This is a genomic window from Roseimicrobium gellanilyticum (genome assembly GCF_003315205.1).
GTDB lineage: Bacteria > Verrucomicrobiota > Verrucomicrobiia > Verrucomicrobiales > Verrucomicrobiaceae > Roseimicrobium > Roseimicrobium gellanilyticum.
Genome location: NZ_QNRR01000008.1, coordinates 211,195 through 233,281 on the forward strand (window position 1 = coordinate 211,195; position 22,087 = coordinate 233,281).

The window sequence follows — 22,087 nt, forward strand, 5'->3', positions numbered from 1 at the left end:
GATGCATTGACGCAGCCGAGCGAAACGCGAGACAGCAGCAGCAGTCGGTTTCCCAAGTTTCCCCACCACCCGCCCGCCTCCCCGGTGAGCGGGTTTTTTGTTTTCCAGCCCCTACCCCTGCCAGACCACTCCATGTCCCAGTCATTACTACCACCATCATCATCTCCCCTCCGGTCCTCGCTCGCCACCTATGGCATCGTGGCGGCGAGCTCCCTGTTCTTTTGTTCCAAGGCGGTCTTTGTGAAGCTGGCTTTCCGCTACCAGATGGATGCGGTCACGGTGCTGGCACTCCGCATGGCAATGGCGCTGCCCTTCTTCCTCATCGGTGGCTGGCTGGATGCGCGGAAGAATCCGCGCCCCATTTCACGCAAAGACTGGGGAATGCTCGCCTTGCTCGGCTTCTTCGGATGGTACCTGTCCTCAGTGGTGAACTTCATGGGGCTGGAGCACGTGAGCGTGGGTCTGGAGCGGATGATCCTCTACACCTACCCGTCGATCGTGATCCTGGGATCCGTGCTCTTTTTCAAGAAGCCGCTGCGGCTCGTGGTGGTGGGGGCCATGGCTGTTTCCTATCTTGGCATCGTCATCGGATACCAAGCGGAGGCTGCTGCCTCGAGCTCTGAAACCCTCTATGGTGCCCTCCTCGTTTTCGCGAGCGCGGTGAGTTATGCCGTTTTTGTCATGTTAAGTGGTCAGGTCGTTTCTCGCATCGGTCCGGTCCGATTTACCTCGTGCGTGGTAGGTTTTTCCGCAATTTTCGTGCTCATCCATTTCTGCCTCACGCACCCGCCATCGTTGCTTGTAAATCTTTCTTCCGGTGCATACGGGTGCGGAATCGCGCTTGCAATTGCTGGCACGGTGATTCCGTCTTATCTGTTCGGAATCGGTTTGAAAAGAGCGGGCTCTCAGGCCTTTGCAATCATAGGCATGGTCGGCCCGCTGGGCACCGTTTTCCTGGGCTGGTTCATTCTGGGAGAGTCGTTAAATCTCACCCAGATTCTTGGTCTCCTCCTCACACTGGCAGGTGGTCTCGCTGTAAGCTTGTTAAAGAACAAGCCTGTTTCTGAGGCTACTACCACGCCGGAGAAAGCTAAGGCAATGCGTGACGCATCTCAGTCTTGATTTTGCATGAAGGACGTGAAAAGGCTTTTTCCGCCCGCTGCTCAATTCGCGAGAGCAGGGAGGAGCGCTCCTGCTTCACTTTGGACTTCCATCCACTCTCCGGATGGATTCTGCCCGTTTGCACGGAGTCATTAAACACGTCCAAATCGTGACAATCTCCTAGCAGGGAGCCGAGCTTGCGGGTGCGGCGAAGGCGTTTGGGGTGGTGAAGCCACCGCTCCAGCGCGGTCGATTGGTAGTAGAGACGCTTCACCTTTTTACGCCAATCGTGGAGATTCTCCGCGCTGGGGTCCTCTTGGGCTCTCCTCCACGCCCTGCGGCTGGCCTTGTAGGATTTCACATACATGGCTCCTACCATGTCCCAAGTGAGCTGGGACAGATCGAGCAAGCCGATGTCGATGAGTAGTTGCTCGGAGAGGAGCATGGCCTTCCGGACTTTGCCGCCAGACGACTGGAACTCCGCGTGCAGATCAGGCACTGGAGTATCAAGTTTACGCGCCAGTTTCGTGAGAACCAAGGTGTCCCGTTGACCTGAGAGAAGGTTTTTCAGATCGCGGACATCCCGGAGAACGGATTTCATGGAGGACTCCGGGGCCACGGGTGCAGCCAGGCGTAGCATGGCCTGCAGCTTCTTCATCCGCTTGCGCAGGCTGTGGACTCCCTGCTCTTCCCACTGCGGCACCTTGTGGATGTCCCGTGTGGACTGCTGCACCAGTTGTGTGAGCAGACGATGCAGCCAGCGGCCGGCATGGCTGTGGGAGCTGCGGGTGGATGCGGTGCTTTCCAGATCCAAGCTCATGGCACCCTACGATTACGCAGTTCGTGGGGCCTTTGCTCCCCACGGATTGCGATCAATTACGCAGGTGCGATTGTCACTTACCCCTCTCCGCGCGTCAAAAGGTGTTCCTTCCGGCGGAGTCGGGCAGCTTTGATCTGGGCGAGCTCTTGAGCGCGGGAGAGAGTCCAGCGAGGTGGGGAGACCCGCAGGTTCCAGTGCCAGGCGTGAATGAGCACTCGCTGGCGCTGTTCATTGAACCACTCAAAGAACAGCAAATTCTTGAGGCTGCCTTTCGGCGGAGCGATGACGATGCTGGCGGGTGGAGCGCTTTTCCGCAGGGTCTGTGTAATCCTTCGTGAGGCAGTCATCTCGCCCACCGTGCCAATTTGATGCCGGTGAAGCTTTGCCAGCAGGGCATTGTCGGTCTTTGGGACGTGATTGACAATTTCAAGACTGCATCCAGCGATGTCACTGAGGAAGTTGCCTTGTAATTCTACATTGATAACGTGTTGAGCGCCCGCGAGTTGAATGGTGCCGGTGACGAGATTGGGGATTTCGTTGCTGAACGTGGCGGTGAGAACAGCATTACTGAGCTGGAGGTCCATTGCTAAAAATATAAGAGGATCCACAATAGCGGGCAAGTGGCACGATGGATGGATGATTCCTCATTTGTGGTCCGAAAACTGACCGACGCCCATATCTTGCCCCCTCGACCCTTGCCTGCGTCTGTGCTGGATCCTGCGTCCTGCCCCGCTCAGTTTCAGGCTGTCAACCATCCGCCACAGACTATCAACCGCCCGTTGACTTCCGCCCTGTTGGCTCCTTGACTGGGGCTGTCTTCCCCATGGCCTTTCCGCTTTCGATTTCCATCATCTCCTGCAACGAGGAGGCAAACATCGCCCGCTGCCTGAAAAGTGCCGCGGACCTGGCGGAGGAGATTGTGGTGGTGGACTCGGGGTCCAAGGATCGCACCCGCGAGGTCGCAGAAGAGTTCGGGGCGAAGGTGAGCCACCAGGATTGGCTGGGACACCGCGACCAGAAGAATGTGGCCCTCGGCCTGTGCACCCGACCGTGGGTGCTGGCGCTGGATTGTGATGAGGAGTTGTCACCGGAGCTGCGCCGGAGCATCGAGCGCTTCTTCCAGGACGGGCTGGCGGACAGGTTCGATGGAGCGGAGTGCAACCGGAAGGTCTGGTTCCTCGGACGCTGGATCACTCATGGCGACTGGTACCCGGATCGGAAACTTCGACTTTTCCGCCGTGAAAAATCCAAGTGGGGCGGCAGCCCGGAGCACGATTACATCGAACTCGCAGGCCCGACGATGCGGCTCGAGGGGGACCTGCACCACTATTCCTTCCCCTCGATGAGCCGGTACGTGGAGAAGATCAATACCTTCAGTGATGTCTTCCTCGCCCGGCAAAAGGCGGAGGGGAAAAAGTGGTCGGTGGGAGCGAATGTCACGCGTCCGTTCTGGCGTTTCTTCCGGGCTTACTTTCTGCGCCGGGGCTTTCTGGATGGCTTTCCGGGCTTTTGGATTGCGGTGTCGACAGCCTATTTCGCCTTTGTGCGGTACAGCCGGAAGTTCGAGCACGAGGTGAATGAAGGGAAGTGAGGGGGTGGTTCTTGGTTCTTGGTTCTTGGTTCTTGGTTCTTGGTTGGTGCAACCGCGGATCTGCCGGTTCGCGATTCAGTGGGTGAAACAACCCCCTGAATACTATGAGCTTGGGAACCATTCTTCTCATTGTCCTGATCCTTCTCCTCATCGGCGCCCTGCCGTCCTGGCCCTACAGTTCGGGCTGGGGTTACGCTCCTAGCGGTGGCCTCGGCTTGGTGCTCGTGATTCTGATCATTCTCCTTTTGATGGGGAGGCTGTAGCCCCTGACCGAGTGAGATGTGGCCCTCTGGCTGCTTTGGGAGCAATCGCAAAGCAGCGGAGCGACCCGGAAACGGCGACCTGGTCGCCGTTTTTTTTGGCCCGGGGGCAATGGCGGGTGGTGATACTCCCTCGGCCTTCTGTAAGCCCCGAAAAAAAGAGGGGCAGTTCTGCCCCTCTTCGTCGTCCCATGGGTGAGACATCGGTCTGCAGGTGGTCGTCCAGACCTCCCACTTCAACCAGCAGGAGTCCTGCCAGTGGAGGAATGGTAGCCGCCTTCCGCGATTTCCTCGATGACCTTTGCATTGAATGCCTTCAGGTCATCCGGCTTGCGACTGGTGACGAGACCGTGATCCACGACCACCGGTTCGTCCACCCACTCTCCGCCGGCGTTGCGGATGTCGCTCTGGATGGCCGGCCAGGAGGTGAGGCGGCGACCATTCACAATGCCGGCCTCAATGAGAATCCACGGACCGTGACAAATGGCGGCGATGGGTTTGCCTGCATCGGCGAATTCGCGAACGAATTCCACGGCCTGCTCGTTGGAGCGCAGTTCATCCGGATTGGCGAGGCCACCGGGGAGCAGCAGGGCATCGAAGTCCTCGGAGTGCGCGCTTTTGAGCGGGATGTCCACGTCGAACTCATCGGCCTTTTCCAGGTGGTGCATGCCCTGGATGCGCCCGCCATGGGGTGAGATGATGGTGACATTCGCTCCGGCCCGCTCGAGGGCGTGGAGGGGCTCCTCCAGCTCGGATTGTTCAAAACCATCCGCAGCAAGGATGGCCACATGCTTGTCAGACAGGTCTGTTTTCATGTGAGTGAATCGGTACCGGAAAATGAGGTGGATGCGTTTGGATGGGTTCTTGGTCCCTGGATTGCGGCGATTGAATGAGGGGCGTGAGGTGATCGTCCAGAGATGGGCGGCGGTGCGATGTTTGATTGTGTTAAGGAGGTTCCCCGCTGATGACTCTTGATATGAAATCCCCCTGGATGTCTGTGTGGTGTGGCGTGATGGCGTGTGGACTCATGGCTCCGATGCGGGGTATTGCACAGCCAGCGGTGCCGAAGGCCATTCCGGTGGAGGAGGTGAAGAAGAGCGAGGACCCGAAGAAAATTGAGCGGCTGCAGGTGTACCTGGACCGCGAAGGCTTCCCGCCCGGGCAGATCGATGGGAAATGGGGTGAGTTCACCGGGAAGGCGCTCAAGCGACTTCAGATGCACCGGAATGGCGTGGCTGCGAATGCAGCCGTGGATCTGCCCACCGATTTTGATGTTTTCACCGAGTACACCGTGAAGGAAGAAGACTTCAGCCAGGTCGGTGAGGTGGGGGCTACGCCTGAGGAACAGTCAAAGCAGAAGTCGAGTCCGTATCCCACCATGGTGCACTTCCTGAAGGAGCGCTTCCATTGCGATGGGGACTACCTGCGCAAGCTGAACCCGGGACTGAACATGGATGCCCTGAAGGCGGGCGATGTGGTGAGGGTGCCGAACGTGACGCCGTTTCTGGTTGAGAAGCTGAAGGTGAAGGACCGCATCCAGCCCAAGCCCCAATTCCAGAAACGCATGCTGCGGGTGGACACCAAGGAAAAGATGCTGGACGTGATGGAGAACGGGAAGGTGCTCGCGGCATTTCCCATTACTCCCGGATCCGAGTCATTGCCTGCGCCGGTGGGTACGTGGGAGATCGAGACCATGACCACACTGCCGCTCTTCCGCCGGGATGAGTCCATGCTGAAGACGGGGGTACGCAGTGATGTATACCACCTCATCCCACCGGGACCCTCCAGCGCCGTGGGCGTGCTCTGGATGCAGCTCAATAAAAAGGGCATTGGCATCCACGGCACAAACAACTCGGAAACGATTGGCCGCGCGGCGAGCCATGGCTGCATCCGCCTCGCGAACTGGGACGCGGTCCGGCTGAGTGAGATGGTGACGGACAAGGTGGTGGTGGAGATTATGGAAGGGGTTGGTGGTTAGTAGTTAGTGAGACGCGTGAATTTTGCCCTCGGTGGCAAGACGCGGTTGGGGATGGCGTTCTCGGGGGATGCGTTTCCGATGGGTGTCGTTTGGTGTTGGTTTGGCAGGGCTGCTGATGGCGGTGCTGCCGGGTGTCGTGCGTGCGGCTGAGAGGCCGAATATTTTGTGGCTCACGAGTGAGGACAACAGTCCCTACCTCGGATGCTATGGGGACAAGCTCGCGAAGACTCCCCATCTCGACAAGCTGGCCACGGAGGGCGTGCGCTATCGGAATGCGTTTGCGAATTCGCCGGTGTGCTCGGCGGCGCGCACGACTCTCATCACGGGCATGAATGGCTGTGCGCTTGGCGTGCAACATCATCGCAGCAAGGTGGCCATTCCGGAAGGGTTCCAGCTTTACCCGGAAGTGCTGCGGGCCGCAGGCTACTACTGCACGAACAACTCGAAGACGGACTACAACCTCACTGACCGCCAGGGCATCTGGGATGAGAGCAGCAAAAATGCGCACTACAAAAATCGTGCGCAGGGCCAGCCGTTCTTCGCCGTCTTCAACTTCACCACCACGCACGAAAGCCAGGTGGCGCCGAAAGAAGGGAAGACAGACTTCCGCATTCCGCCTGAGCAGATGCCGCTGCCGCCCTACCACCCTGATACACCCGAGATTCGCCGTGACTGGGCGAACTACTATGACCAGATGACGCTCATGGATGAGCAGGTGGGGCAGATGCTGGATCAGTTGGAGAATGCGGGGCTCGCAGAGGACACCATCGTCTTCCACTACAGCGATCATGGTGGCGCGCTACCAGGAGGGAAGCGGCACCTGCATGATTCCGGCACGCGCGTGCCGATGATTGTGCGCATCCCGGAGAAGTGGAAGCAGTGGCGGCCTGCGCAGCCCGGAGAGTGGGTGGAGGACCCGGTGAGTTTCGTGGATTTGCCCGCAACCGTTTTCAGTCTGTGCGGGGTGGAGAAGCCTGCGAACTACCAGGGACGTGCTTTCCTCGGTGAGAAGAAGGAAACACCGCGTGAGTATGTGTTCCTGTATCGAGGCCGCATGGATGCGCGCTATGACAACTCCCGCGCCATCAGGGACAAGCAATACCTCTATATCAAGAACTACTCGCCGCATCGTCCATGGGGGCAGTACTACGAGTATGCCTTCGAGCAGCAGCCCAGCATGCGCTCCTGGTATGCGGAATATCTGGCGGGGCGATGCAACGAGGTGCAGTCTGCCTACTGGAAACTGAAGGCCTCGGAAGAGCTGTACGAAATCGGCAATGACCCATTCCAGAACAAAAATCTCATTGATGACCCGGCACAGAAAGAGCTTGTCGCAGCAATGCGGAAGAAGCTTCTTGAGGAAATGCTCTCGGTGCGGGACACAGGATTCATACCAGAAGGCATGTATGAGAAGCTCGCGAGCAAGCGGACCATTTTCGACTTTGCTCAGAACAAGGATGCCTATCCCCTGGCGGAAATCATCAGTGTTGCGGATTTCGCGATTGCGCAAAATCCTCCTCGTGTACAACCACTGATTAAGTCCATGTACACGGATCAGCCTTTGATGCGCTACTGGGGCACGGTGGGTTGTCTGGTGTTGCAGAAGGACGCCATGCCGGCGAAATCCGCACTGATCGCGCGGCTGAAGGATGAGTGGAACGACGTGCGCATCGTTGCCGCGGAAGCCCTGGGCTGGCTGGGCGAGTCCGATGCAGCGGCCAATGCCCTTGCGGAAGTCATCCGCAATGGTTCGCGGTACGAAGTGGTTGCCGCATTGAATGCGCTGGATGCCATGCGCGCGGCCGGACATGTGCCGCTGGCGAGGGCGCAGGAAATGGTGCGTGGGGTGAAGTTTGCGGAGCCTGCGAATCGGGTGGCGGACTATCTGCTTTCGCTGGAGAAGTAGTGCGGCCCACCCCTGCATCCTCTGTTCAGACCATGAGATCTTTTGTCCTGCTGCTTCTTTTGTTCGCAGTGCCATGCCCGCGAATCTTCGCGGCGGAGAAGCCGAACATCATCATCATCCTTGCAGATGACCTCGGCTGGGCGGACCTGCCTGCGTATGGTCATCCTTTTCATGAGACGCCGCATCTGGATCGGCTGGTGAAGGAAGGCATGCGGTTCACGCAGTTCTACGCGGGGCCGGTGTGCTCACCCACGCGTGCGAACCTGCAGAGCGGGCAGGACCAGGCGCGTTTTGGGATCACGCAGCATATCCCGGGACATCGGCGTCCTTTTGCGAAGCTGAGTGATCCTGAGGTGCCCAGGCAGCTGCCGCTGGAGGTGAAGACCTTCGCCGAGCGGTTGGGTGCGGCAGGATACAAGACGGGTTACTTTGGCAAGTGGCATCTGGGAGGCGAGGGTTTTGGGCCGGAGAAGCAGGGCTGGCAGACCGCTTTGGAAGCGAAGGGGAACGTTGCGTCACCCAAGGTGAACGGCAAATCGGAGGCGGAGCGCATGGCGGATTTCCTTTCCCAAAAAGCGACGGCATTCATTGAGGAGCACAAGAAGGAGCCTTTCCTTCTGCAAGTCTCTCATGCTGCCGTGCACATCCCGCTTTCCACCACACCAGCGCTCCAGGCAAAGTATGAGGGCAAGGCGAAGACCGCGGGCTATCCCTGCAATCCCACGTACGCCGGATTGTTGGAAGAACTGGATCAAAGCGTGGGCCGCATCATGGACACCGTGGAGCGCACCGGGTTGGCGGAGAGGACACTCATCATCTTCCTCTCGGACAATGGGGGACTCGAGCACGAGCAGAGTGGCAAGGTCGTGACGACGAATAGACCCCTCCGTGGTGAAAAGGGCATGCTGTACGAAGGTGGCATCCGGGTTCCGGCAATCATGCGCTGGACCAGCCACGTGCCGCCCGGCAGTGTGTGTGACGTGCCAGCCATCACCATGGATGTGTATCCCACCTTGATGCACCTCGCTGGGGTAAATCTTGAGGAAGCGGGTGCCGCAGCGCTGGACGGCACGAACCTGGCCACCCTGCTGCAGGACCCGAGGGCGCCGCTCTCTCGCGAGACCCTGTGCTGGCATCTGCCGCACTACCATCACAGCACGCCAGCGAGCGCCATCCGTCGTGGCGACTGGAAATTGATCGAGTTCTTTGAGAGTGGCGATCTGGAGCTCTACCATCTGAAAGCGGATCCCGGTGAGAAGCTGAACATGGCTGAGATGGAGAAGGCCAAGACGGAGGAGCTGCGCACAGCCCTGGTGGAATGGAGGCAGAAGGTGGGTGCGAGAATGCCCGTGCCGAATCCGAACTATGATGCTGCAAGGGCCGACGAACTGGGCAAGGGAAAGCGGGAGGAGTGAGAACGCATCTTGGGAAAAGATGCAAGGGCAGGAGGCTCCACGTCGTCTAGCTTCGGATGATGTGCCGCTTCCTTCTTTCCCTGGCTCTTTCCATCGTGCTTGCAGCCCAGGTTTCTCGCGCTGAGAAACCCGACATAATCGTCATCCTGAGCGATGACATGGGCTTCAGCGACATTGGCTGCTACGGCGGCGAAATTGAAACCCCGAATCTGGACGCGCTGGCAAAGGGTGGGCTGAAGTACACGCAGTTCTACAATACAGCACGGTGCTGTCCGACTCGTGCGGCTTTGCTCACAGGACTGTATCCGCATCAGGCAGGCATCGGGCACATGATGGATGACAAGGGGCTGGATGGCTATCGCGGCGAGCTCAGCCGCAACGGTGCGACCATGGCGGAGGTGGTGAAACCCGCGGGCTACCGCACCTACATGGTGGGCAAGTGGCATGTGACGAAGAAGGTGAATCCGCAGGGTGAGAACGAGAAGGGCAACTGGCCGCTGCAGCGTGGCTTCGAGCGCTTCTACGGCACCATCCATGGGGCGGGCAGTTTCTTTGATCCAAACTCGCTGGTGAAGGACAACACGCTCATCTCGCCCTACGCAGATCCGGATTACAAGCCGGAGCAGTATTACTACACGGATGCCATCAGCGATCACGCGGTGCGTTTCATTGCGGACCATGCGAAGGAAAACAAGGACAAGCCCTTCTTCATGTATGTGGCGTACACCGCGGCACACTGGCCCATGCATGCGAAGGAGGCAGACATGGCGAAGTACAGACACAGGTATGCTGCGGGTTACGATGCCGTGAGGGCAGCGCGACTGAAGAAGGCACGGGAGCTGGGTGTGGTGGATGAGAGCTGGGCCATCGCGCCGCAGGCGGGAGGCAAGTGGGAGGCGGTGAAGAATCGCGAATACGAAGAGCGCTGCATGGAGGTGTATGCGGCGATGGCGGATTGCATGGATCAGGGGATCGGGCGCATCGTGGAGGAACTGAAGAAGCAGGGGCGCTATGAGAATACGCTCATCTTCTTCATGCAGGACAATGGTGGTTGCGCGGAGACCATCGGCAGAGGCACTGGTGGTGGGAACAAGAAGAAGCAGAATGCAAACGCGGCCGGTGGTCCGGCGCAGCGACGTGCGGAGAAGCCCTCACCGTCGGCAGACTACCCGCAGCCCTCGTTGCCTCCGCTGGCGGCTGACTATCTGCAGCCTGACATGATTCCCAAGCAGACGCGCGATGGCTATCCCATGCGCCAGGGGTATGGCGTGATGCCGGGAGGTGCGGATACGTATTGCGGCTATGGCGAGGCATGGGCGAATGTGAGCAACACGCCCTTCCGCGAATACAAGCACTGGGTGCACGAGGGCGGTATCAGCACGCCATTGATCGCTCACTGGCCAGCGGGCACGGACCATCCGGGTCGGTTGGTGAAGGAACCGGCGCACCTCATCGATATCATGGCTACGGTGGTGGATCTGAGCGGGGCCACTTATCCGAAGGAGTTGGGTGGTGTTGCGATCACTCCCATGGAGGGGGTGAGTCTGAAGGCGCCTTTCCTGGGTGGCAAAGTGGTGCGCTCGCAGCCCATCTTCTGGGAGCATGAAGGGAACCGGGCAGTGCGTGACGGGAAGTGGAAGCTGGTGGCAAAGGGACCGCGCGGTAAATGGGAACTTTATGACATGGAGGCGGATCGCACGGAGCAGCATGACCTTGCGGGCCAGCATCAGGATGTGGTCAAGGATATGGCTGCGAAGTGGGAGGTGTGGGCGAAGCGCTCGCAGGTGATTCCGTGGATCTGGGGTGCGCCGTATGGGGAGGAGAAGGGGAAGAGTGGGAAGGAGAAGTGAGGTTTTTGGGATTGAGGAGACGTTTTTGATGGAGGGGTGATGGTAGGGTGGCTGACCGCCGAGGCTCGGCGGACTACTTTCTTATGACTCCATCATGCGCTTGGCGACGAAGTAGCCCTTGCTGTCGGTGACGCTGAAGAGGCTGCGGAAGAGATCGCCAGTTCTGGCTTCCACGAGTCTGCCGAGGTAGCTCACGAGTTCGGTGACGCGATCCACTTCTTCATGCGTGGTCATGGCGTCTTCAATGATCCGTTGGGCATGGGAGACAGCGCAGCTCAGGGCGAAGATGTCGGTGCCGATGTCCACGAGGCGGCCGAGCACCAGTTGCTGACGCTCCAGCTTCGGGCCAAACTTCAGCATGGCGTGGAAGATGCCGCGGGCGAGGCGGCGGCTGCGGGAGCGGGCGATGCGCATGGGCCACTCCAATGAGGGATGCAGGGCACGATCATCGGCATCATCAGAGAGGGGAATCCACTTCGCGGGATACCAGGTGGCGTAGTGCTTCCCGGCGCGGAAGAAGACCTTCGCACGATCCTTCAGAGACAGGGTGGGATTGAACATGGCCGCACCCAGACGCAGATGCGGGTCCAGCATTTCACGTGCAATGAAGAGACGCATGATCTCGCTACTGCCTTCGAAGATGGTGTTGATGCGTGCATCTCGGAAGAAGCGCTCCACAGCAATGGCAGGTTCGCCGCGAGCGCGGAGGCTGTCGGCGGTTTCGTAGCCACGACCGCCGCGGATCTGCATCGTATCATCCACGATCTCCCAGCACTTCTCGGAGCCCCAGAGCTTGGCCAGCGCGGCTTCGAGGCGCACATCGGCCATCTTGTCCTTGTCCACGAGGGAGCTCACATAGCGCACCATGGCTTCCATGGCGAAGCGATGCGCAGACATGCGCGCGAGCTTGTCTGCGATGGCGGCGTGTTTGCCGATGGGAGCGCCCCATTGCTCGCGGGTCCTGGCCCATTCCGTGGAGACTTCCACGCAACGTGCGGCGAGTCCCGCGCAGGCGGCGGGCAGGGTGATGCGACCTGTGTTCAGCGTGGTGAGGGCCACCTTCAACCCGCGGCCTTCACCTCCGAGGATGTTCGCACGCGGCACACGCACATTGGTAAAGCGCATCACGCCATTGTAGAGAGCTCGCAGTCCCATGAAGTGGCAGCGGCGTACCACTTCCACACCCGGGGCATGGGCTTCCACGATGAAGGCGGTGGTGGCGTTTGGATTCTTTGGCGTGGGCGTTTTCGCCATCACCACGAGAAGTCCGGCCTTGGTGCCATTTGTGCACCAGAGTTTCTCGCCGTTGATGATGAAGTCATCCCCGTCTGGAAAGGCCATGGTCTTCATGCGCGCGGGATCGGAGCCGACATCTGGCTCGGTGAGTGCGAAGGCGCTGATCTCACCACCGGCGCAGCGAGGCAGGTACCTGGCCTTCTGCTCTTCGGTGCCAAACATGAGCAGTGGTTGTGGCACGCCAATCGATTGATGGGCGGAGAGCAGAGCGGCGAGATTGCCGCAGTAGCTGCCGAGCAGCATCGCGGCGCGTGAGTAGTTTGTCTGGCTCAGTCCGAGCCCGCCGTATTTCATGGGAATCTTGATGCCGAAGGCACCGAGTTTCCTCAGGCCATCCAGCACGTCATCCGGGATCTCGCCCTCGCGGTCGATGGCGTCGGGATCGACATGCTCATCGAGGAATCGTTTCAGCCGCGCGAGGAAGGCATCGCCTTGGTCGCGATCTTCCAGGGATTGCACAGGGAAGGGGAGGAGGCGCGAGCTGTCCGGGGCGCCATTGAAAATGGAGGCAGCGAAGCCAAGGTTGCGCTCGCGATCGTCACGGGCTGCTTCGGTCATTTCGAGCGCAGCGCGTTGCCCGGCCGACATCTTGGAAGTGTCGATCACCGACTTCGTATTCTCATCGGATGGGGTGTTGGTGGAGTTCATGGCAATCCATGGTGAAGATGTGGAGATGTGAGGGGAGGAAAGAATTCAGAAATCGGCCAAACGAACTATCGTTTTGTAGGGCGTTGGATTTCAGCGGGTGGATGTGGCCGTTGTGGGGCTGACTGAGTTGACCGCAGATTTCGCAGAGGGCGCAGATGGGGATTCGATGAGAAGGAGCGGGTGAGGGTTGGAAATTTTGTTTCGATTTATTTGTTAAACAAGTGTTAAGTTATTTGTGGGGATGGGTTCGATTGGGAGGGGAACAGGGACTGAAAAGGCGGGTAGCCGGAGCCGAGCATCATGGCGAGTTCGATGTCTCCGGCGCTGGAGGCTACGCCTTCTTCGAGCACGAGCGCGGCTTCCTTCTGCATGAGGCCGTTCAGGTGCTCTGCCATGGCATCCGTATTGGCGAATGCGGAGAGTGCTCGGGGTCTGAGCAGCTTCATCACCTCGGGATTGGGCTGGTCACCCGCCTTGCTGCCGAAGGCGCGGTAGAAGCCGCGGCCATTCTTTCGGCCCAGCATGCCGGCGTGCACCATGCTCGTGAGCAGCGTGGAGCGCGGGATGCGATCGCCGAAGGCGTCACGCATGGTCTTCTCCACGTGAAGAGCGACGTCGAAGCCGATCTCATCCAGCAGGCGCAGCGGTCCCATCGGCATGCCGAACTCGGTCATGGCGTCATCCAGCGCCCAGGGATCGCGCATGGTTTCGGCGAGCTGTACTGCGCCCAGGAGGTAGGGCATGAGGATGCGGTTCACCACGAAACCGGGACGGTCCTGCACGAGGATGGGCGTCTTGCCGAGCGACTGCACAAACTTCACCACTGTGGCGATGACCTCGGGCGTGTTGTGCTTTGTCACAATCACCTCCACCAAGGGCATGAGGTGGGCGGGATTGAAGAAGTGCAGGCCGATGACGCGCTCAGGATTGGGAACGTCCGCCGCCATCTCAGTCACGGAGAGCGCGGAGGTGTTCGTGGCGAGCACGGTCTTTTCATGACAGCGGCTGGCGAGCTCCTTGAAGAGACTTTTCTTCACCGCCATGTCTTCGACCACGGCTTCGATGATGACGTCCATGCGATGGAGCGGGACATTTTCAGCGGTGGTGCCGATGCGATCCATCGTTTCACGAGCCTGCTTGCGGGTGAGGGCGTGACTCTTCAGACCCGTGTAGACAAGTTTCTGGATGTTGCCCATGCCACGAGCGAGGAATTCCGGCTTGGTGTCCGTCATGAGCACGCGGGTGCCCTTTCCCGCGATGGTGTACGCAATGCCTGAGCCCATGACCCCGGAGCCGATGACGGCAGTGTTCATCACGGGGCGTGGATTGGCGCCAATGCATGCCTTGGGCAGCTTCTTCGACGCGGCCTCCTTGCGCAGGAAGGCGCCGATGAAGCGGCGGGTCATATCTGTCGCGGTGAGCTCACGAATGGCCTGCTGCTCCAGCGCGAGTGAGTGCTCGAAGGACTTTGCTGCGCCGCGGGTGATCACTTCCACGGCCTTCACAGGCGCGGCAGCATGCTTGCGCGTCCAGGGGAACTTGCCATGAATCATCGCCTTCGCCCGCAGACGCAGGTACTGCGGCACGGGCCAGACCTGAGTGAAGTGGAAGTGGTGCTTCTTCGCTCCGGTGGGTTTGAAGGCGAAGCGTCGGGCGAGGGCTTCCATGTTCTCCACGGGCACGACTTCATGCACTAGGCCGAGACGCCTGGCGTGTTTCGACTTCAGCAGCTTGCCACGCACAATGAGGTCCATGGCCTTTGGCAGGCCAATGAGGCGCGACAATCGTGTGCAACCTCCCCAGGCGGGAACGAGGCCGAGTTGTGTCTCAGGCAGACCGATGCGTGTGGCATCGCTATCACTGGCGATGCGCCAGTCGCAGGCGAGGGTCATTTCAAAACCGCCGCCAACGCAGGCGCCGTGAATGAGGGCGATCTTCGGAATGCGCAGGGATTCAAGGTGTGTGAAGACGTCCTGGCCCAGGGAGAGCAATTCGTTCAGCTCATCCTGAGGCAGAGTCTGTACGGCCTTCAGGTCTGCGCCGGCCACATAGACGCGGTCCTTTGCGCTGCGGATGACGAGCGCGCGGATGTCCGTATCGCGATGCAACTCCTCAATGTGGCAGTCGAACTCATCCAGCGTGTCCAGGTTCCACACGTTCGCCGCGGAGTCCGGCGTGTCGAAGGTGAGCCAGCAGATGCCGTCTGCATCCACCTCGTGGTGGAAACATTGCGTGCGATGCACACGATGCGCATGCGCAGGCTGCGGGCGCAGGATGGTGTCTTCCACCGGGTCCTGTGTGGGATCGAGTACGAAAAGGTCCATGGGGGTGAGGGGTGGAGAGATGGAATGGCTTATTTCAGAGGGATTCGAGGCAGACGGCGCCGCCCTGGCCGCCACCGACACAGAGGGTGACGAGGGCGCGCTTCTTGCCGGTGCGCTTGAGTTGCTTCAGGGCAGTGAGGATGAGTCGAGATCCTGTGGCACCGACGGGGTGGCCGAGGGCGATGGAGCCGCCTTGAGGATTGAGCCGCGCTTCGTCAACCTCACCCAGAGGGGTATCGAGACCAGCGCGTTTTGCTGCGGCTGGATCGCGGAAGCATTTCAACACAGCCAATGCTTGCGAGGCGAAGGCTTCATTGAGCTCCATAAGATCTACGTCTGCCAGCGTCCAGCGAGCACGGCGCAGTGCAAGCGCACTGGCCTGTACTGGACCGAGGCCCATGCGCTCCGGATCACAACCGGTGTAGGCATAGCTCACCATGCGACCCAGCGGCTGCATGCCGAGTGAGGATGCTTTCTCCTCGCTGCATACGATCATAGCGACCGCTCCGTCTGTGATTTGTGAGGAGTTGCCCGCGGTGACCGTGCCGGTGAGCGGGTCGAAGATGGTAGGCAATTTCGCGAGCTTCTGCACGGAGCTGTCTGCTCGCACGCCATTGTCCTGCATCACGGCCTTCACCTCGCGCGTGCCGGAGAAGGCGGGCACCATTTCTTCTGCGAGGAATGCTGCGGCCGCCGCCGCCTTCAGATGGGATTTCACGGCAAAGGCATCCTGCTCTGAGCGTGTGATACCGAACTCGCGAGCGAGTACTTCAGCGGTTTCCCCCATGTTCAGTTCGGCCACGGGATCGGTGAGGCCCATCTTCAGCGCGAGCAGCGGCATGAAGTCCTGCGGACGGAAGGCCGCCATGGCGCGAGCCCTGGAGCCGAAGGTCTTTGCCCGCCCCAGCATGGCAAACTTCAGTGCTGCTTCATGGCGGAAGAGCAGTGGCATCTGGGACATGCTCTCCACACCACCGACGAGAAAAACTTCGCCCTGTCCCGCGGCAAGTTTCTGATGCGCGGTGGTCACGGCCTCCATGCCGGAGGCACAGTTGCGGTGCACCGTCATGGAGGGCTTCTCTTTCGGGATGCCAGTGCGCAAGGCAATGACGCGGGCGATATTCGCTGCATCCGCCGGCTGGGCGACGCAGCCGAAGATGGTCTCATCCACCAAGGCAGGATCGAAGCCGCTTCGGATAAGCGCGCCTGAAGCCGCGAGTCGGCCGAGGTCCGCGGCATGCATTTCCGAGAGAGCGGAACCAGAGCGGCAGAAGGGTGTCCTGGCACCATCGAGAATAACCAGAGATTTCATGGGAAAGATCAGGGTGAAATTGGATCCTGCCATCAGGGGCTCGCGCCCCCGATGGGAATTGGACGCCTCAGCAGATCACTTCACAGACGACTGCTGTGAGGACGGCGAGGGGGACGAGGGCGCAGAGCTGGCTGTGCCCACCTTGGGGCGACGGTCCGCGAGCTTTTCTTCCTTCAGCAACCGGCCCACGCCGAGCATGTCACGCATCTCCGCGAGCGGGTGAAAGGTGATGGCATTCGGCTTCAACTCGGTCACCTCCAGGAAGCGGCGGTTCAGGTGCTCTCGCAAGGTGCTCTCGCTGACCGCGTCGTCAGGTGTCACGTGCAGCAGCACCTCGTCGCACTCCAGCGGGTCATCGTTGCGTTTGCGCAGCTCAATCTGCCAGGCGGCGACACCGCGCTGGTCATCGAGCAGATGCTCCAGCATGTTGAAGTCCACCAGGGTGCCCTTGAGCTTGTCCAGACTCAGGCTGCGTACCTCGCTCACACGCGAGATGGGGCCGATGAGGCGCGGGCAGTGGCGGCCGCAGTGCGGACACATGTCCCACGTGATGCCGCCTTCGGCAATGTCGCCGGTGCGATAGCGCAGCACCACGGTGCCGCGGGCATCCAGCGAGGTGTAGACGATTTCACCGGGCGTGCCATCCGGCACCACTTCTCCCGTCTTGGAATTGATGAGCTCGATGATTCCGAGGTCCGGATACAGGTGGAATCCACTCGCGCCTTCATGAGGCATGGTGGGGCATTCCGGCCAGGCCATCTTGGCTTCCGTAAAGGCGTAGGTGCTGATGATGTGCACACCGAGCGAGCCGAGCTGGGCGCAGAGTTCGCGCAGTTTGGCGCGGAGCCCCTGGGGTGTCTTTTCACCACCGAGCGTGATACGCTTGATGTTCGGCCAGCGCCGCTTCTCCTCCACGGCCTGACGCAGGACGTGATACATGAAAGTGGGCATGCCGATGATGACATCGGGCTGGATGCGCTCGATGAGATTGATGTTCCCCTCCGTGCCGAGAGTCTTCCCGCCACCGGTGGAGAGCATGAAAGTACCGAGTCCCAGTCCTGCGTAGTGCGCCTGCCAGAAGGCGAGGTGCGGCGCATAAGGGAACATATTCACATGGCGGTACTCGCGGTCGCTGCGGCCGACTTCCATGATGCGCTTGCCTGCGAGCTCGAGGTGGGCGAGGTCATGCTTCGTGTATACAAAAGGCACCGGGTCGCTGCTGCGGCCTGTGGTGCTGGTCAGCAGGATGGGGCGGAACTCCGCCTCCAGCTTGTCCTTTGCATACTGCCTGCCGTGGAAGATGGCATTGAAGATCGTGCGCGGCTCGCGCTTCAGGACCTTCTGATCAGGAATGAGCACAAACTCGCGCTGCTTTTCCCGGTTGCCCGCGAGGTCACCTTTGCTGGAGAGCGGGACCTTTGCCCAGTCTTCGAAGGAGCGGATGTCATCCGGGTGAATCCCGTGCTCCTCGAACATCTTGTGATAGTGCGCCGAGAAGGGCAGCACCCTATGTTTCAGGTATTCGCGGAGGCGGCGGACTTGCCAGGCTTTCCAGAACTCCGGAGTCCCGGCGTCCCACAGTGGAGAGGAGAGGAATGGTTTCATGGCTGTTGTCGTTCATGAGGTTGGGTTGATGGCGATGTTGATACATGATACAAAATGATGGGAATCATTCCGGCTGGCCGCACTCGGCAGCTGCGGCGACTGCATAGCCTGCCTTCTGATCATTCGGCCCCAGCACCATGCCTGGGTGTGGCGACTGCTCCAAGGGGGAGGGCGCCTCGGGGCGCGGGATTTGGAGCAGCCTCCGAATCTGCGGCAGTGCCTCCAGTGCGGCGGTGCGGCCCGATTCTATATAGCGGTTGAAGTTTTCGAAGTCGTACCAGCGTGACTCCTGGCAGAAGGGGTGGATGAGCACGTCGGCACGGGCGCCTTCGTGTGCGATGACGCGGAGCTGCGAGCTCGTCAGACAGCGCTTGAAGGTATCCAGTACATTACCGTAGGCGAAGAGGTTCAGGTTCCGGCTGAGTGTCCCAAAGAAACGGGACATCATGGAGGACGGGATGGGCGGGGGGATGGGATAGCTCTGCATCTTGCTGGAAGAGATGTCTTCCAGAGTGGGCATCACATTCACGGCTATAATATAGTCCAGATCCGCGACCTTATGCAGCAATTCCACGGGAAGGGGTTCCGCAGCGCCGCCATCGATCCAGCGTTTATCATTGAGTAAAACCGGTGACACGATGCCGGGAATGGCGCAACTCGCCTGCACCGCGGCCGCAGCCGGGGTGGAGGCAGGAAGCACCTCTCCGCACACCGTGTCGAGATTGGTGGCCACCACATGCACGGGTCTGGCAAGGTCCCCCAGGGTCATGTCCCCCAGGGTGCGTTCCAGGTGCTTGCGGACTTTGTGGCCTCGAAGAAATCCTTTGAGCGGAGGCAGGGCGAGATCCATCAAACGCATCAGCGTACGACGATCGCGGATCTCAGCAGCCAGCTTGGTAAGCTCCTGTCCGGAAACCCCGGCGGCCCACAGGGTGCCTACATAGGCCCCCATGCTGCTGCCCATGATGACAGAAATGGGTATCTGTGCCTCCTCCAGGACCTGGATGACACCAATGTGTGCTAGGCCTCGCGCACCGCCGCAGGAGAGTGCCAGACCGATTCTGGGAGGGTCCTGGGCCGAGGCGGGAGCAGGGTCGTGAAATCGCTTCAGCAGTCCGTCAATACTAAACCACGGGAAGCGCAGTATGGGCGAGGAGGCGCGCATGACTGTAGTGGGGGTTCACTATGTTAGACATGCGGGTCGCTTCAAAATTCAAAAAATCAGAAGTAAAACACCGAGTTATGGTGTGAGACAAAATGTCTGAATCCATTGTCAAACGACACGCGAATATGACAGATGGGGAAGCAAGTTTTCGAAACGAAGTTTTTGCTTGTTTCCGGCGGGTTGCCGCGTTTGAAAAGGTGCCATGCGCACCTCCGGCACTCTCTCCACCCTTCTGGCCTGCCTGTCATTGACGGCCTCTGTCCCTGCTGCGGATTCGTTTGAAATAGGCGAAGGCCAGGAGGGCGAGCTGCCCCAAGGGAAGGAGGCGGATGGCATCCGCGGGGACTTTGTCCTGAAGAATGACAAGATCGTGGCGCTGGTATCCCAGAATGCCCCCCTGAGGCGCGCGAACATGAGCACCTTCTACGGGGCGGATGGCGTGACCCCCGGCTGCCTCTATGACCTGACGCTGGTGGGGGCGCAGAATGACCAGCTCATTTATTTCGGACCCACGGGGCAGAAGGGGCAGGTTTCCTGGGTGCGGGTGGTGGCGGAGGATGATGCAAACAGTGCGGGTGTGGAGACGGTGATCACCGCAGCGAAGAATGGAGGACTCTACGAGCGGCATGAGTACCGCGTGCGAGATGGCGAGCATGGTCTCTGGATCATCACGACTCTGCGCAACGAGGGGAAGGAAAAAACAAAAGCGAAGACCAAGGATGCCTGGACCCGCTTCAACGAAAGCGGTCAGAAGGATGGCATCCAGTGGGCGGACGCGGTAGACCCCCGGGACAAGGCGGGCTATGCGTATGCGAACCTCCCCCTGGAAGACTGGAAGAAAGAGCCACCCGCTGAGGAAGTGGAGCTGGTACCGGGTGAACAGGTGACGTGGGCTCGCTTTCTGGCGGTGGGGACGTCTCCGGCGGAGGCCTGGAGCCGGGTGCGTGAGAAGCGCGAGGGCAAGGAAGGCATGCTGACGGTGAAGGTGGCAGACAAGGCAGGGCAACCAGTATTGTCGGCTTCTGTTTCGCTGGTGGATGACAAGAATGTGCTCAAGGGATACCCGGACGAGAAGGGGGAGGTGAAGCTGGCGCTCCCCGCAGGCAGGCACACGGTGGTGGTAGAGGATATGGGACGGCCGGCGGTGACGCAGGAGGTGAGCATCGCCTCCGGAAAGACAGCGTCCATCGGTGCGGCCCTGGAATCTGCGACAAAGCTGAAGTTCACCATCACGGATGAAAGGGGGCGCAGCATCCCCTGCAAGGCGCAGATCCTCGCACAAGGAGAGACGCAGCCGGTGGACCTTGGTCCTACGATGAGGGCACATGGTTGCCGTGATCAATGGCACAGCGAGCGTGGTGACTTCACCGTGCAGGTGCCGGCCGGGAACTATCGAGTGGTGGTGACGCGTGGTATCGAGCACAGCCACCTGGCGCAGGACGTGACGCTGGCTCCGGGGCAGGAGATTGAGGTGAAGGGCACGCTGAAGAGGCTGGTGGACAGCACCGGCTGGGTGAGCGCGGACTTCCACAACCACTCCACGCAGAGCGGGGACAACATCTGCGGTACACCCGATCGGCTGATCAATATCGCTGCTGAACACATCGAGTTTGCCCCCACCACGGAGCACAACCGCATCTACGACTGGCGGCCTCTCATTGAAAAGCTGGGGCTACAGAATGATATCCAGACTGTGGTGGGCATGGAGCTCACGGGCAGCGCGGCGCACCTCAATTGCTTTCCGCTGACGGTGGAGCCTTTCCTTCAGGACAATGGTGCACCCGTGTACAATCTGGATGCGCGCATCACGGCGCTGACACTGCGTGGCTGGCAGGGCGAACGCGTGGATCGCTGGGTGCAGGTGAATCATCCGGACAACGCCTTCCTCTTCAATGACCGCAATCTGGATAGCAAGCCGGACGGCGGCCTCGTGGGCATCGAAGCCATGGTGGATGGCATGGAGACGGAGAACTTCATCGGCGATGGGATTCTCGCGGATTCCCCGTGGACGCTGAATCGTCCCAAGGGTGCCCTCGCCACGAAGGTGAGCTACGTGCGCCAGTTCATCTGGCTGCAGCTTCTCAATGCCGGCTTCCGGGTGAAGCCGGTGGCGGTGGCAGATGCGCATACGGTGTTCGGCAATGGGGTGGGTGGCTGGCGCATGTACCTGCCGAGCAAGACGGATGAACCCGCAAAGATTGACTGGACCGGTGACCTCGCGGCGCAGGCGAAAGCGGGGCACTATTTCCTGACCACCGGACCCTTCCTCAACGTCACCACGGCGGATGGAAAGGTGCCGGGTGATGACGTGCGTGTGAATGGGGTGGTGCAGCTGAAGGTAAAGGTGCAGTGCACGGACTGGGTGAACATTGACCGCATCCAGGTGCTGGTGAACTCGCGCAAGGAGCCGACGCTGAACTTCACCCGCAAATCACATCCTGAGATATTCAAGGATGGTGTGGTGCAGTTTGACCAGACCATCACCGTGCCGCTGCAGAAGGACGCGCACCTCATCGTGGTGGCTGTAGAAGAAGAGGGTGACCTGAAGACCGGCTACGGCAGCAGTGACCAGGCGCGCCTGCGCCCCATGGCCTACCACACGCCCATCTATGTGGATGTGGACGGAAATGGATTCCAGGCGAATGGCGACACGCTGGGCTATGACATTCCCGTGGCGAGAATGACGGTGGATACCGTACGCGAGAAGCTGGGCCTGCCGCCCGAGCCGAAGCCGGAAGCGCCGGCGCCGAATGGGGCTCCCGCTGCTGCCGCGCCGGGGGCGAAGAAGGGCTCGTAGTGGAGGTGGCTTGAATCAA

General features: G+C 60.1%; 16 protein-coding genes. 8 read left to right on the forward strand and 8 right to left on the reverse strand.

Annotated features, from left to right (window positions below; all coding sequences use genetic code 11):
• Positions 1-132: 132 nt before the first annotated feature.
• Positions 133-1,122, forward strand: a complete 990-nt coding sequence (locus DES53_RS21215; RefSeq protein ID WP_113960321.1) for a DMT family transporter — start codon at positions 133-135, stop codon at positions 1,120-1,122.
• Here DES53_RS21215 and DES53_RS21220 read toward each other — a convergent pair.
• Entirely contained in the window at positions 1,091-1,921 is an 831-nt protein-coding gene (locus DES53_RS21220) for a CHAD domain-containing protein (RefSeq protein WP_113960322.1), read from the reverse strand. The two genes, DES53_RS21215 and DES53_RS21220, sit on opposite strands and share 32 nt — an antisense overlap.
• A gap of 77 nt (positions 1,922-1,998) precedes the next feature.
• Positions 1,999-2,541, reverse strand: coding sequence for a hypothetical protein (locus DES53_RS21225; RefSeq protein WP_147263530.1), 543 nt, complete (start codon positions 2,539-2,541; stop codon positions 1,999-2,001).
• A gap of 203 nt (positions 2,542-2,744) precedes the next feature.
• On the opposite strand from DES53_RS21225, the gene DES53_RS21230 reads away from it, so the two are divergent.
• Positions 2,745-3,512, forward strand: coding sequence for a glycosyltransferase family 2 protein (locus tag DES53_RS21230; RefSeq protein WP_113960324.1), 768 nt, complete (start codon positions 2,745-2,747; stop codon positions 3,510-3,512).
• A gap of 104 nt (positions 3,513-3,616) precedes the next feature.
• Complete coding sequence (locus DES53_RS21235; RefSeq protein ID WP_113960325.1) at positions 3,617-3,775, forward strand: DUF3309 family protein; 159 nt, start codon at positions 3,617-3,619, stop codon at positions 3,773-3,775.
• 233 nt (positions 3,776-4,008) lie between these two features.
• On the opposite strand, the gene DES53_RS21240 is transcribed toward DES53_RS21235, so the two are convergent.
• Complete coding sequence (locus tag DES53_RS21240) at positions 4,009-4,587, reverse strand: type 1 glutamine amidotransferase domain-containing protein (protein ID WP_113960326.1); 579 nt, start codon at positions 4,585-4,587, stop codon at positions 4,009-4,011.
• A 161-nt stretch (positions 4,588-4,748) separates the two neighbouring features.
• Here DES53_RS21240 and DES53_RS21245 point away from each other — a divergent pair, with 161 nt between their 5' ends.
• The 4 genes from DES53_RS21245 (at position 4,749) to DES53_RS21260 (ending at position 10,921) form a co-directional block, all read left to right on the forward strand.
• Positions 4,749-5,750 carry a L,D-transpeptidase family protein gene (locus tag DES53_RS21245; RefSeq protein ID WP_170157280.1) on the forward strand — a complete coding sequence of 334 codons (1,002 nt, stop codon included), beginning with the start codon at positions 4,749-4,751 and terminating at the stop codon, positions 5,748-5,750.
• A gap of 67 nt (positions 5,751-5,817) precedes the next feature.
• Positions 5,818-7,656 (forward strand): sulfatase-like hydrolase/transferase, encoded by a 1,839-nt coding sequence (locus DES53_RS21250; RefSeq protein WP_113960328.1) that lies wholly within the window; start codon positions 5,818-5,820, stop codon positions 7,654-7,656.
• Positions 7,657-7,688: 32 nt separating this feature from the next.
• Positions 7,689-9,071, forward strand: a complete 1,383-nt coding sequence (locus DES53_RS21255; protein WP_113960329.1) for a sulfatase — start codon at positions 7,689-7,691, stop codon at positions 9,069-9,071.
• A gap of 95 nt (positions 9,072-9,166) precedes the next feature.
• A complete protein-coding gene (locus DES53_RS21260) occupies positions 9,167-10,921 on the forward strand; it encodes an arylsulfatase (protein ID WP_245958226.1) in 1,755 nt (584 codons plus the stop codon).
• A gap of 81 nt (positions 10,922-11,002) precedes the next feature.
• Here the strand turns inward: DES53_RS21260 and DES53_RS21265 are convergent, their stop codons facing one another.
• The 5 genes from DES53_RS21265 to DES53_RS21285 all read right to left on the reverse strand — a co-directional run bounded on the left by DES53_RS21265 (position 11,003) and on the right by DES53_RS21285 (position 19,271).
• A complete protein-coding gene (locus DES53_RS21265; RefSeq protein ID WP_113960331.1) occupies positions 11,003-12,865 on the reverse strand; it encodes an acyl-CoA dehydrogenase family protein in 1,863 nt (620 codons plus the stop codon).
• Positions 12,866-13,089: 224 nt separating this feature from the next.
• Positions 13,090-15,189 (reverse strand): 3-hydroxyacyl-CoA dehydrogenase NAD-binding domain-containing protein, encoded by a 2,100-nt coding sequence (locus tag DES53_RS21270; protein WP_113960332.1) that lies wholly within the window; start codon positions 15,187-15,189, stop codon positions 13,090-13,092.
• Between the two features lie 34 nt (positions 15,190-15,223).
• Entirely contained in the window at positions 15,224-16,501 is a 1,278-nt protein-coding gene (locus tag DES53_RS21275) for a thiolase family protein (protein WP_113960464.1), read from the reverse strand.
• Between the two features lie 75 nt (positions 16,502-16,576).
• Complete coding sequence (locus DES53_RS21280) at positions 16,577-18,106, reverse strand: phenylacetate--CoA ligase family protein (RefSeq protein ID WP_113960333.1); 1,530 nt, start codon at positions 18,104-18,106, stop codon at positions 16,577-16,579.
• A 64-nt stretch (positions 18,107-18,170) separates the two neighbouring features.
• Complete coding sequence (locus tag DES53_RS21285) at positions 18,171-19,271, reverse strand: patatin-like phospholipase family protein (RefSeq protein ID WP_113960334.1); 1,101 nt, start codon at positions 19,269-19,271, stop codon at positions 18,171-18,173.
• A 202-nt stretch (positions 19,272-19,473) separates the two neighbouring features.
• Between DES53_RS21285 and DES53_RS21290 the strand changes: the two genes are divergently transcribed.
• A complete protein-coding gene (locus DES53_RS21290; protein WP_113960335.1) occupies positions 19,474-22,068 on the forward strand; it encodes a CehA/McbA family metallohydrolase in 2,595 nt (864 codons plus the stop codon).
• Positions 22,069-22,087: the final 19 nt, after the last annotated feature.

Coding starts and splice junctions, on each gene's coding strand:
- DES53_RS21270 (WP_113960332.1), bottom strand. CDS start 15,189: ATGGACCTTTTCGTACTCGATCCCACACAGGACCCGGTGGAAGACACC.
- DES53_RS21280 (WP_113960333.1), bottom strand. CDS start 18,106: ATGAAACCATTCCTCTCCTCTCCACTGTGGGACGCCGGGACTCCGGAG.
- DES53_RS21250 (WP_113960328.1), top strand. CDS start 5,818: ATGCGTTTCCGATGGGTGTCGTTTGGTGTTGGTTTGGCAGGGCTGCTG.
- DES53_RS21230 (WP_113960324.1), top strand. CDS start 2,745: ATGGCCTTTCCGCTTTCGATTTCCATCATCTCCTGCAACGAGGAGGCA.
- DES53_RS21265 (WP_113960331.1), bottom strand. CDS start 12,865: ATGAACTCCACCAACACCCCATCCGATGAGAATACGAAGTCGGTGATC.
- DES53_RS21235 (WP_113960325.1), top strand. CDS start 3,617: ATGAGCTTGGGAACCATTCTTCTCATTGTCCTGATCCTTCTCCTCATC.
- DES53_RS21220 (WP_113960322.1), bottom strand. CDS start 1,921: ATGAGCTTGGATCTGGAAAGCACCGCATCCACCCGCAGCTCCCACAGC.
- DES53_RS21275 (WP_113960464.1), bottom strand. CDS start 16,501: ATGAAATCTCTGGTTATTCTCGATGGTGCCAGGACACCCTTCTGCCGC.
- DES53_RS21215 (WP_113960321.1), top strand. CDS start 133: ATGTCCCAGTCATTACTACCACCATCATCATCTCCCCTCCGGTCCTCG.
- DES53_RS21240 (WP_113960326.1), bottom strand. CDS start 4,587: ATGAAAACAGACCTGTCTGACAAGCATGTGGCCATCCTTGCTGCGGAT.
- DES53_RS21255 (WP_113960329.1), top strand. CDS start 7,689: ATGAGATCTTTTGTCCTGCTGCTTCTTTTGTTCGCAGTGCCATGCCCG.
- DES53_RS21290 (WP_113960335.1), top strand. CDS start 19,474: ATGCGCACCTCCGGCACTCTCTCCACCCTTCTGGCCTGCCTGTCATTG.
- DES53_RS21245 (WP_170157280.1), top strand. CDS start 4,749: ATGAAATCCCCCTGGATGTCTGTGTGGTGTGGCGTGATGGCGTGTGGA.
- DES53_RS21285 (WP_113960334.1), bottom strand. CDS start 19,271: ATGCGCGCCTCCTCGCCCATACTGCGCTTCCCGTGGTTTAGTATTGAC.